The sequence below is a fragment of the Aquimarina sp. BL5 genome (assembly GCF_003443675.1).
GTDB lineage: Bacteria > Bacteroidota > Bacteroidia > Flavobacteriales > Flavobacteriaceae > Aquimarina.
On record NZ_CP031963.1, the window covers coordinates 3,066,722 to 3,079,560 of the forward strand.

The following is a 12,839-nucleotide window of genomic DNA, read 5'->3' on the forward strand; positions in this document are numbered from 1 at the left end:
AGCCTTTTCCTTTCTCGCTCCGAACTAAAAAATCACTCCTTTAGCACTAGAAAGGCAGTTTGATACCAGCTCCTGCAAGCAGATATCGGTAGGCCTGCTACCATCTTATTTTCAGTTACGAGAATCTCTCGATTCTCTCACAGCAAACTCCGCGTATTCTATGATTAAAACAAGCTTTTTTCAAATTATTTTTTAAGCAAATTTCATTGTATCCACATATGGAGTTTGTCTATCAATTACTGCAAAAATGCGAGCTATTAACTTGTTTCTAATAATGTTAATTGTGCTCATTTTATTTTTACCTATTTCAATTCTTCTTTCATAGTATTTTTTCATCTCTGGATTATGTTGAATTGCTACCATTGAACACATATGAATCAATACTTTTATTTTTTTATTAGCGAGTTGTGAGACTTTATTACGTCCTTTTACACTTGTTCCTGATTGATAAGGGAAAGGAGCTACACCACAATATGATGCAAATTTTCGCCAGTTCTTAAATTTGGTAAAGTTTTCTGTAGCAATAATCATCGTTGTAACCATTTGCATTCCAACACCTTTAATACTTAAAATTAACTTTAAACTTTGTTTCAATGCCTCTTGACTTTTTATAACTTCCAAAATTTGATATTCAAGAGTCTTGATTTGTTTTGTTATGTAACGAATCATCTTTTCCTGGACTTCAAAAATGATTTTAAAGTCTTTTGTTTTATATATGTTTTTTTGCTCACTTAGAGTACCCTTATAAGCGGCTCGTTGTTTTATTAGCTTAGCTTTAAGACTCATCAATGATTTCAATTGAGTAATGGATTTTGAGTAGCTTTTTGTTGGAGTTATTTCATCTTTTAATCGATAACCGTATAAAGCAATTCTTTTAGAATCAATTACATCGTCTTTGCCTCTTGTGATTCCCATTGAACGCTTTATATCTAAAGCAGGTGCAATGTGATAATGGCATTCTTTATCTGTTAAAAACTCGGTTATTAAATGCGAATACATACCTGTATGTTCATACACAAAAAGCACATCTTCGATTTCATTTTTTGAACTTTTGACCCACAAATAAAAGTTCTGTAAACCCTTCTTGCTATTACTAAATTGAGCATTTTTCTGATCTAAATGATTACATACATCAATGGTATTTTTACTAATATCAATACCAATTACATTTTTAAAATTCATAACTTTAATTTTAAGATAATAATTGAGTTACTTTAACTAAGACCTTTAATAAGGACAAACTAAAATTCTATATGGTTCTAAGTAACTTGAAAAAAGGACGGAGACTAATACGCGGACTGGATCTTATAAATCTAGCGATCGGGAAAGTTCACTCCGTTCTTTTTAAATTTAATCATAAAATTATCTTGATACGAATCTAAAGGCCATCGGGTTTACAATTACAAATCACTTTCAATTGAAATTCCTCTTATTTTTTTTTCTCCATTCACACAAAGTATTTTTCCATATTCTTTTACTAAAGACTTTAAAAAATCTTTGAACTGAAAAAACTCTCCTCCAACTATATCAGATTCGTAACAAACAGAATTTAAATCATTATTAAAAAAAACACTACTACTAGGGATTTTCATTGAGTCTAAATAATCTTTAACATCTTCAATCAAATTTTTAACTATTTTTTCTGTGAGTGTTTCTTGGAAAGAAATAATATTAATTGAAGGCGCTGATTTCAAATACAGTTTATTTAGATCTTCAAAAGATAGTATTTTTTCAATTTTATCTTCTATTTTTTCTAATTCTATAGTATTAGGCAACAATACTAAAAACTCGCTTTTTTTGTTTTTTAATATTTTGAAATATAAAACATTTTCTATCACATAAAACTTTTCATCAATTTTTAAATATGGAACCTTACTTGGGTTTAATTTAAAATAGTACTTTATTTCGTTTATGCAATTGTCACTATATAAATCTTTGATAGTTTTTTCAGGTTCAGAATCAAATAATTTTTCTGTCTTTATTATTGCGTATTTTGTCATGTTAATTTTGTTTTATTAATGACCAAAGTCAGGTGTAGCAGGAAAAATTATACCAGTCTTGGAAAATGATTTAATCAAATTATTCGGAATTATCGTCTCATCCCAAAAAAGCTCTTTGTATGAAGGTGGTCTTAAAACTTGTTGACCATCTATTATACCAGGATTAGCTAATTTAAATGTTTCCCATACTTTTTTCTCAATTGAAATAGCCACAACTTTATATCCTACGATCTTTCCAACTCCAGATAAATCACTGGTTCTAGCCCAAATAACTGCTTGCGCAGGATTAGTTGTAAAATAAAACCCAGGAGCCATATTCAACTGAGGATGTCCATTTGAAGTATATGACAAATCTTGATTTTTAATTGCTTCATCAGCTCTTGGAGCAACTACGCCTCTAAAAAATGTAATCATTTCTGGACTATCTCCATTTCTAGGCTTTGCCCCTACCTGAGTAATTGGAACATCTATTGGAATGGCCTCCCAACTAGTTTCTATTTTATCGGGAATTGCCGAATATATTAAGTATAACCCCAATAATATGTCACCTGCAATAAAAGGCCCATCAACTTCTGCAATTGCTGCGTTCTTAGCTCCTTGTGTTGTAACTCTTAATGCTAAGGCAGACATAGAAAATTGAGTAAAACTCCCATCTTTATTACTGTAAGAATGAGTTACTTTTCTATTTGTATTGGTAACCTTTCCGTAATCATTATAAGTATACCAACCTTCCTTGAATTTAGCACTTCCATCTTCATTAAATGTACCACAATGATAAACATTGTCACATGATGTATCTCCTTCATTTCGAATAGAACTTGTTCCACGATTTATTAATGCTTCTTCTAAACCTTCTAATTCAACAGCGTGAATAACTTTATTTCCGCTAAAAGAATACGGAGTATAATGGGGGTATTTTGCGGTTAGAGGATCCACAGCAAAGAACCTACCCACTCTAGGATCGTGCATTCTGTATTTATAGTTTACGGAATTCCCTTCCCCTTTTACCTCATTGTCAGCTTCCTGCCCTTGGAATCCATATCGATATTCAGCGGAGTTCTCGTGTCGGTTAGGTAGTAGCATCCCAAAGGGATAATAATCATTAAATGCAAGAACGTCTGGTATAAAGGTACTACTTTCAGTTGTGTGATCTGCCAATGTACCCAGTGTGGTAATCACTATATTATCTATTGCAAATGTATCTACAATATCATCTTTATCACGAGTACGTGCCCAAGAGACATTCGTTACTACCTGTGTAGCTGTAAAACGAATACTATGCCTACCGCTATTGGTATTTATGGTACTTGTCAGTATTGTGCCAAATGCTTCTGCTTGTATATCAATATCTGGAGAGTTTTGTAACTCCAAATCATAGGTAACCGTATATGTATTTCCTGGATCTGTGAGCATTGTATGTATCACACCTTCGCTCTTATCATCTACGGTAACTTGTAGTTTATCTGCTGTCGTTGTTATTTCCGATCCTCCATAACGATTCCAGTTAGTATCTTCCTCTAGATTTTGCCATCCTGTAAACTCAAACGTACTTACTTCTGATAAATAATTAGTCTCTACTACTTTTCGATCACTTACTACACTCAATACATTGCCTAGATGATTAGATAGTTCATAACGTTTGTCACCAACCTCGTTGATGTAGGTATCCGGTGTTGGATTTTGGGTATCAGCTGTTAGTAGCACATCAGATTCTTGTAACCCTAATCGACTGCTACCATAGATATGATGTTCTTGTAGTCGTAGCTCATTGGTATTGTTAGTTACATCCACAGTTTCTTTATACACCGCCATAACATTGCCTTGGGCATCTCTGGAGTAATAGGTGGTTTTATTCTCTGGCAATACCGTCTTAGAGATACGATTTCCTAATCCATCATAATTAAAACCAATTGTAGAACCGTCAGTTTTGGTAATCTGACGTATTTTCCCGTCTACTCTCCATTCGATATTAGTAAGTCCCTCTGCTTCATCTTTTGTCAACTGACCTATTGCATCATACTGATAATTATCTACAGATTGCCCACTATCGATATCGGTATCAAAATTGGCATCTAATGATGCCACATCACTAACAGAGCGTAACTGATTATTAATCTTATTCCCTGTAGCATCTGTATTGTAATTATAGGTAAAATCATCCATTGGAGTAACTATACCACTCGCATTAACTGCAGATCGTTGCAAAGTCTCCAAATTACCATTGTTATCATAAGTATAACTCGAACTATAGTTTTCTGCAATCGTAGCTCCATTAGCACTATATCCTTGCATTCCTCTAATACGATTTAACTGATCATATTGATAGTGATTCAGTTGTGCATCCAGCATCGATTCGTCATTATCTAACAAACTGGTTACCATCTGTTTGATATTACCATTATAAAGGTTTTTAGGACTTTGCAAAGCAGCAGTATTGCTATACCCAAATGCATTTGTCGTAACACTACTTACTGGCACATAATCATCTTCAAAATAGCTTAAAGAATATCCCATAGCATCCTTGGCTACCTTAGATTCTACGGCTCCATCACCACCCATATCGCTATCCGGTGTTAGGCTTTCTGAATTTACGCCCTTAAGCCATCCATGTAGCGTATAGGCATAATCGATTCCTTGTACTTTTTTGTCTCCTATTTCTGTTCTGGCTAATGGCCCATGTGCAAAATACTGGTAGGTTGCATCCTGCTCCCATATCATTCCATCTCCAGAGGTTTCTATATTTACAATACGGTTATCAGCATCATATGCATATTGATGAATAAACTGATCTAATTCTCCTTTTTGATAAATTACCTTATGCACATTACCACTAATTAGATCATATTCATACTCAGTCCTTTTGATCTGTGATAACGGATCATTTTGATCAATAGACATTTCTCGGTTATGCTGCGCTAATTCTTTTACATTACCATGAATATCATATGAGTAAAATATAGCGTTATCATACTGACTAGTTAAAGTACCAGTAGGTTTTTGATCAAAATAATAGATAGCCGTTACCCGATTTCTACTATTCTGGATATGATCAGAGGTAGTGTTAAACACGGCTTGAGCATTTGCTACTGGTTGGCTATATATTGTGCGAGTTACCTCTTTCTGAATATTGGAAATGTTTGACGGATATCCTTGTTCTAGTCTAACATCTACCTTATCATTGATGTTGCTGTATAAAAACTTACCAGAGGTATCATCAATATATACTGCTGTATTGGCTTTTAATTCTCCTGCTTCGACAATCCTTCCTAATTTATCATAGGTTGTATAACTAAAGCTATTTTGTGTCTTTTGCTTTGCGTTTTGTGAGGCTATAATTCTACCCAAATCATCGTAGGCAAATACCGTGATTCCACCATCTGGTGTTTTTTGCCAAATAAGCTGATTTAATGAATTATATCGATACTTGGTAATCAACTCATGTTTTGGCAATAAGGTTTCATTTTCGATAGCGGCATTGCTATTTCGATAGGCGTTAATCGCCGCATGAATCCCTTGATCTTCTAGCTCCTCTTCTGTAAAACGATCTACCCCTTCTGGTGGAACAGTTTGCTTGAGATTTCCTGCTTGATCATAGTAATACAAGGTATATTGATATTCTTTATCAAAATAACGCATACTAAAATCTTCATTCGCATTCTCTAATGCAGCAGTGATGTATGCTTTTTGGAATTCTATTCGTTTCGCATCCAAAAAGTTTTGATAACTATCCGCATTATACAATTCGCTCACATTCAATATAAACTCCTCACAATCGGTTTGTGGGTCTTCAATGATCACAGGAGCGTTTGGCAATGATAACAATATAGAAGCCTCACAGGGCAATGGATTTGTAGCTTTATACTCCTTTACAAACACTGCCCAATCCTTTGCATTTTCTCCTTGTTGCGATACGTGCACAGCATAGGCATCGATGATTCGAGATGTACTCGAACCTCCTATATTTATGCCAGAAGCAGCAAATTCTGCTACGGTCATAAATTGTAAGCTCTCTATGTCTGTCACTGATAAGCTTTCTATATAGTCTTTATAATCGTCTACGGCGTAGGCATATTTCATATCGCAGAAATAATCTACCGTATATAAATCCGTTAAGCTATACCCCGTAATACCCGTTGCAATCGATTGCAAAACAGGAAATTTTCCTGTACAACTTATGGGTTGGATTACAGGTGGGATACATGGCTGGCATGCTTCTTCATTAGTTATCCCTACAGATATAGTTTTTGAATTAACGAATGAAGATGAGGATATAGGTTGAGAATTTCTTGCAGAATTATTCTCAATTAAATTTAGGAAATTTTCACATAAACCAAATGAATATGTTAAGTTTCCAGGAGGCACTCCAATTGGAAACTGTTTACGTGGCCCCATAAAATATCCTCCTTTAGCTTCGATACGATTACCTATAGTTTTCTCTATGTAAGTTATATTTAATTTTTGACTAGGTAAAAAATCAATTTTTTCGATTATACCTATTTGTCCCATTTGCTCTATCGAAAAAGAGGTATCATCATCATTTTGTAATACTAAATCGAACTGGAAAAAATTATGCCCATCACTGTCGACTGTTTGATCCAAAGAAGGAAATCCAATTCTTAATGTAATTTTATTAGGTGAATTTGTACGATACCTATAAAAAGCAATATCTCTAGCTATTGGAGAACCGTAACCATAATTACCTTCATTCTCTATTCTTATTTTTACAGCTTCATCAATATTTAATATATTATCGTTTAGAAAATTATTCGTTTTTGTAGTATTAATATCAACTTGAACCTTTTCAGAGTCAAAAACTTTAAAAACATCGTTAAACATTTCTACTAAATGACTCTCAAGCCTTTCTTCGGCATCAGCACTTTGTTCACAGGTTGTAATAAAAGGTTCTTCTATTAATATGTCTAATAAACTACATTGATAATGAGCAGGTCGAACAAGCCTTGTTTCTGGATAATTCATAAGCCCAAGAGACATGCCTTGATATAGATTATTAGTACCTTGAATATCCAAATAATTGAATTCTATATCATTTAGACGTCCTTCTATAATATTATCGGTACTAAATTTTAATGACTCTATAGAACTTATTTCATTCATATTAGTGGGGCCTGAAGCTATATATCGAATTGTAAATTGATATGCACCCGCATAATCAATATATTGATTCCCATAATCTGAAAAAACTTTAGATCCATTCCAAGCAACCTGGGTCACATCTCTGTAATCGACATTTGACCACTCGGAAGCACAATCGCTTTTTACTTCACAATCGTACTTCACTGTTGCTGTTATAAAGTCCTGTAAAAATTCATTGAATTCTGGATATGTATTTAACGCTACATTATCCCTGTAGAAGTCACCATTAGCCAATAAGGCATTCATCAAATTTCTAAAGTGATAAGCAACCTGCTGCTTTAAGGATACTGCTCCATCTGCGCAAGATAAAAAGCTATCATCCGTAGGGTCGCCCGGATTGTCCTGAATCCCGCAGCAAGAGAAGTTTAATAAGGTTCCCCCTTCTTTAAATAGCCTACCGGTAATACGTTGTCTTTCAAAACTACTATTGTAGTAACTCAAATTAGCCTCGCTGTATAAACCAGAAATCTTATTCACTGTTTTACCGACAAAGAGTCCTAAAATCATATCACTTGCTGTAAAGGAAATAGGTTCATCCAAAATATACGTAAGTAATGTATCTGTATCCGTAGCAATGGTAATGATATTACCCACCATATTCCAATATGCAGCACTTGTACCAGCAACCTCAAAATACTCCGGTAGATACCCATTACGATATACAGCTAATTGTGAGATATCATAATCGGCTGTACCCATAGTACCAGTTTGAATTAGTTCATTAAATAAGGCTACAAAAGCACTTTTAAAACTTGGTAAAATATCACAGTCATTGGTTTCTGCCGTTCCTGTCGCTCCTGATCCTAAATCTTGTCCGACCGTATTACCTGAGTTATTAATAGAACATTCACCTATTCTGGCCTGGGTCTGCCCTGTTAACACTATTTCTTCAAAAGAGGTGTCAGAAGTATTTGTTGATCTAATTTTTGCCAATACTTGAAAATCAAATACACCTGTTGTTGCGTTGTAATTACCTGTATAAAACAAATTACTAATCGTATCGATATACCAAGAAGAACCATATCCTGACCAACTATATCCTGATCCTTGTGATAATGTAAGATCAACAGGTGTACCTCCATCAAAAGTAATAGATACCTTATTGCCCTGTTGGTTTCCCTCTAAAGTAAAATTACCAATAGGCAAATTACCTCCTAAATCAGTATATAGATCTTTTGTTAAGTATTGCCCTTTATAGTTCCCTAAATCACCTACTATAAGAGCGGGTGTACCATCTGGTAAGGTTTCAGAAAATAGCCCGTCTAGGTAAAATTGCATATCCCTAGCCAGAGGACAAACGCCAGTTTCTAAAAAGTACTCGTAATTGACTTGTAAAGCCAATTCTTCTATAGCGTCCTCTGGAGATTGTTGTGAATCATATAGATTATCAACTGGTTTAAAACGCTTTATTTTATCATCATAGAACTCACTTCCGGTTGCATCACACAAACGCTCTAATGGTTTAGAAAAGAACCCATTAATGGTAGAAGATTGTGGATAATCCAGGATTACCGAAACGATAGAAGAAGTAACCTCTCCATCACCAATACATCCATTATAAAATCCTTGATTATATGCATATAATGTAGCGTATACATATTGCACCCGTTGTTTTAGCATCAGGTAGTACGACACATATGTTTGTATAACTTTATCCTTGTCTGGAGTATCTAACGAGGCAATAGCACTTCTTAAACTACTAAAAGATCCAAGATTAGAATCACAATCAGAAACACTATTACATACAGCTGTATTGTATGCCACCTGTAACATCCGTACTCCTAAATTATCATAATCTGTATCTAAAGCATGTTTCATCAGATTCACTCTGTTAGTGTATGCTGAATTGCTATGCTCAATACCTGTTAAAGTCTCTGAAAAATATGGATCATTATCTACTAATATGGTAGGTCTAGAAAGAACGTTAAAAGAAGCATTAGTGGCACTTTGGTAGGTCGTTAGGGTGTTTAGGAAGTTGTTATACCCATCACTATTCATAGTAGCTGTGGCAACTCTAGATGTAACACTACAAACAGCAAGTGAATATTCGAGGTATGTATATTCTGGATGGTACACCAAAAGTGATTCTGCCCAGGAATTTAACCAATATCGTGATATATCTTTAATATTCTCCAGATCCAGATATTGAGGTTCTACTTTTACATACCCTTCTTCACTTGCATCCATTATTGGGCTATCATCTAGAATCGGGGGATCATATGTTCCATCATCTAATTCCTGTGCAAGCACATAACTTATCAATCCATTTTCATCATAATAGTGACCTTGGTCGGTAGCGATATCATATACATAATGCTTTGGATTTCTCCAACTTTTACCAACAGCGCTTAACAATGAATTCTCTTCATTAAAAATACTAAGTGCTTCTAGCGTATCTGTATTCTGAGCATCTTCGTTTTCTACGATAAACTGCATACCATACTGACCGGATAGTTCCATATCTTGGAGTAGATTTGCAACATCATTTTCACAAGAGATCGAGTTGGTAATCACATTTAATTCTTCTTCTGATGGATCAGAATCTCCTATACCATCTTCCTTACAAGGCTCATCACAAGCAAGATATAGCAGCTCCCACTCTCTTCTAAATCTTTCTATTAATGCATCTCTTTCATCAGTATCGCTGTCTACATATGGAACCATTTGTGTATCCACATAGCTATCAATTGCTTCATTTATAGTAAGCAATATCCCATCTCCAGAAGTTAAAAGATTTGTTTTACAATCTTCGCAACTTATAAAACATCCTTCTAGAGTGGCTTCTGGTGCAAAACCTGATGGATCTACATAACATTCTGGATTATTTTCATCTGTAATAGCTGCTATATATTGTGCTGTATATTCCTCTAACTTATCCTTATTAACTTTTAACAACTTAAGAATACCAAAAGATCCTAGTGCTACATTTTCTGCTGTACCATCAGAACCTGTTAATGTAAAAAGTGAAAGATTATTATTAGCAATCAATGTTTCATTGACAGGATTAAGCAGATTATTGCCTTGCTCGTGGAGTATGTTTAATTGAAGGTCGTATGCAAAAGGGAACCCTTCTGTAGTGCCATCTAAACAACCATAATTAAACGAAAGGTCGTTAATAGCAAGTTGATAATCAAAATAAAAACTAGTATTATCTGCCAAGTTCATTTGTTGTGAAGTATACAACTTAGCGTCATTCAAGTTTCCATTTTCACTGGTACTGAATATTCTGTTACTTTCTGAACTTTCAAATAAATTAAAGGTGATTTCTTTATGCAATTCTAGATTAGCTTCATCTGCTAATGACTCTAGGCTTGCTGGGTTACCTCCTGCCAGTGCTGTTGCAATAGTGCTGCCTTGTGGATTTATATAACTAATACTAACTTGTCCATTTGGGTCAATAATAATATTTTTCTTGTAGCGCGATTCATTTCCTACATTGTACCCAAATAAACGATTGAGCTCTTTTTGTTTAGGAGTACTGTAGTAGTATTTCATTTCATGTTTACTTCCAAGCTGGTGAGTAGCTCCTACCCCTCCTTTTCTTTTTATTCTTCCTGTATTATCATTAGTATATTCGATTTGCGAAAAAGGTTTTCCACTTGCTTGTGCAATCCTTTCTTTAAAAAAACCTTCAATATCATTATTAACAGAGTAATACTTACTAGCTCCTGTTTTATTAGACATACTTTCGGTTAATGTCTGATTTAAAGAAACCTTATCATCGGTATCAAAATCCTGATAACTGTATGGCAAAAGAGTTCCATTATTATCTTCGACTGCGTTAAAATCGGAGACATAATCTATTTTAGTACTATTAACAGGTACTGGCAACACTTCTATTGCTGCACGACCTTGGGCATCATAAATTACTTCACCTACAACAGCATGATTATTACTATTGATTTTGGTAACAGTTTGACGATTTCTAAGGGATCCGTCAAAATAACTAACCACCTCTTTCTTTTTGCCTTCTTCGGCATAACTTGCTTTAAATTGCCAATTTTTTAATGAATGATGCGATTTTTCAGCATTTATTTCATAATAATGTGGCCAGTCGGAAACCTTACTCTTTGAATTAGAGCCACTACTCCAATTACTATATTTATATTTGCTTATATCTTCAAAATATCTACCTACAGCTCGGACTCGATATATTAGAAAACCTTTACGGTATAGGGCCGAAATATTATAAAACGTATCATTTGTTTGTATTCTGGAGCTATTCAACTCAAAACCCCGATTCGAGAATTTTATTTCATTGGCAGTATATGTCGTATTTAATTCATCTTTATACGAATCTATCCAAGTCCATTCTATATCATATCCTATTGCTCCCTTAACTTCACTCCAACTTATCTCAAGCTCGTTGGTGCTTTGTTGTAAGAAAGCTGGGTTTAGAGAAGGTACATCTTGATATGCCAACTTATGATATCGCTCTGCACTAAAACCAACTTTTAATTCTACATTATCTGGAATAGGTACGTTGACTTGTTCTACACCGCCACTTGAATTATCAGTATATCTAACTTCTATTACTTTTATATGAGCTCCGTAACGATTATCTAAAACATATTTAGTCACATCAATAAAACTACCTCCTGCTCCAGGTAAATAATTACTATCGAGTTGTAAATTAACTTCTTTTGTTTCTGTATCTAACATTCCAGATGCTAAAACGGAGGTTATTTCCAGTTTTAATTTTATAGTAAACCATAATGAATTGCCTACTACATCTTTCAACTTTAGATCGACATACGTATATGGATTTACATCTTTAATTGTCGAATTTGGCAATTCAGCTACTTCATAGGTAAGAACATCACCAGTAGTAAGCGATTGATTCAATTGTTCTGAAGAAAATTGTTCATCCCATTGAGAATACATTCCTAACCCTAAGAATAGAAATACGGTTACGAGTCTAAATTTTAATTTATTAACATTCATAGTTGTATGCTATAGATATGAGTTTCTTTATTTAGTAAGATCTACTAGTTGATAGTTTTTATACTTCCCGGTCAGTTGTTTATGTCCGTTAGGATTAGGAGTTACGTAATCTGATATTTGCAAAACTTCTTGATTCACAGATTTTTGTAATTCCATTTCGATACAAAGCTTCGCATTACCCCACTCTTTCTTTCCATCTGATGATTCAAATGGGAGTTTTGAGGAAAAGAATAGTTCCTGTTTAGTTACAAAATGTTCCTTCTGATCTATGTGTAATATTACTTTATAATAAGGGATCGGTGTCTTATTGTTTTTGAGCTGAAGATGTAATACCATTTTTTCCTGATCTTCTTCTACACAGATAGTTTTATAAAACTTTAGATAATTTTTAAAATCTAAAGTGTTAACCACTTGTGTTTCTCCTAATGTTTTATTGTACGAAATCGCCTTATTAGTATGATCTATTATCAATTGAGTATTTACTACCTGAATCACCTCAGAGTTTAAAAGTTGAAGTTTACTATACTTATTTTTTTTAAGGTATACGCCGTTGTAAGATTCTACAGGTTTGATTTCATTATCGTTCTTGTATACATTATACTTCATAGTAATCGCATACGCATTAGTGTTTTGATAAAAATCACTTACCGTTTGTAATACCTCATCTGTATTAGTATCCTGTGCAACTACTGAAAACGATGCCAAAAAACATATAATTCTCAAATACACTTTTCTAGATTT

General features: G+C 34.1%; 4 protein-coding genes. All 4 read right to left on the reverse strand.

Annotated elements, in window-relative coordinates:
- Positions 1-192: 192 nt before the first annotated feature.
- The 4 genes from D1818_RS13080 to D1818_RS13095 all read right to left on the reverse strand — a co-directional run bounded on the left by D1818_RS13080 (position 193) and on the right by D1818_RS13095 (position 12,803).
- Complete coding sequence (locus D1818_RS13080; protein WP_118459452.1) at positions 193-1,182, reverse strand: IS110 family transposase; 990 nt, start codon at positions 1,180-1,182, stop codon at positions 193-195.
- 218 nt (positions 1,183-1,400) lie between these two features.
- Entirely contained in the window at positions 1,401-2,000 is a 600-nt protein-coding gene (locus tag D1818_RS13085; RefSeq protein WP_118459453.1) for a hypothetical protein, read from the reverse strand.
- 15 nt (positions 2,001-2,015) lie between these two features.
- Positions 2,016-12,098, reverse strand: coding sequence for an RHS repeat-associated core domain-containing protein (locus D1818_RS13090; protein ID WP_118459454.1), 10,083 nt, complete (start codon positions 12,096-12,098; stop codon positions 2,016-2,018).
- A 27-nt stretch (positions 12,099-12,125) separates the two neighbouring features.
- Positions 12,126-12,803, reverse strand: a complete 678-nt coding sequence (locus D1818_RS13095; protein WP_147406154.1) for a hypothetical protein — start codon at positions 12,801-12,803, stop codon at positions 12,126-12,128.
- Positions 12,804-12,839: the final 36 nt, after the last annotated feature.

Bases quoted from the DNA above. Each gene is read 5' to 3' on its own strand.
- D1818_RS13080 (WP_118459452.1), bottom strand. From the start codon at position 1,182: ATGAATTTTAAAAATGTAATTGGTATTGATATTAGTAAAAATACCATT.
- D1818_RS13085 (WP_118459453.1), bottom strand. From the start codon at position 2,000: ATGACAAAATACGCAATAATAAAGACAGAAAAATTATTTGATTCTGAA.
- D1818_RS13090 (WP_118459454.1), bottom strand. From the start codon at position 12,098: ATGAATGTTAATAAATTAAAATTTAGACTCGTAACCGTATTTCTATTC.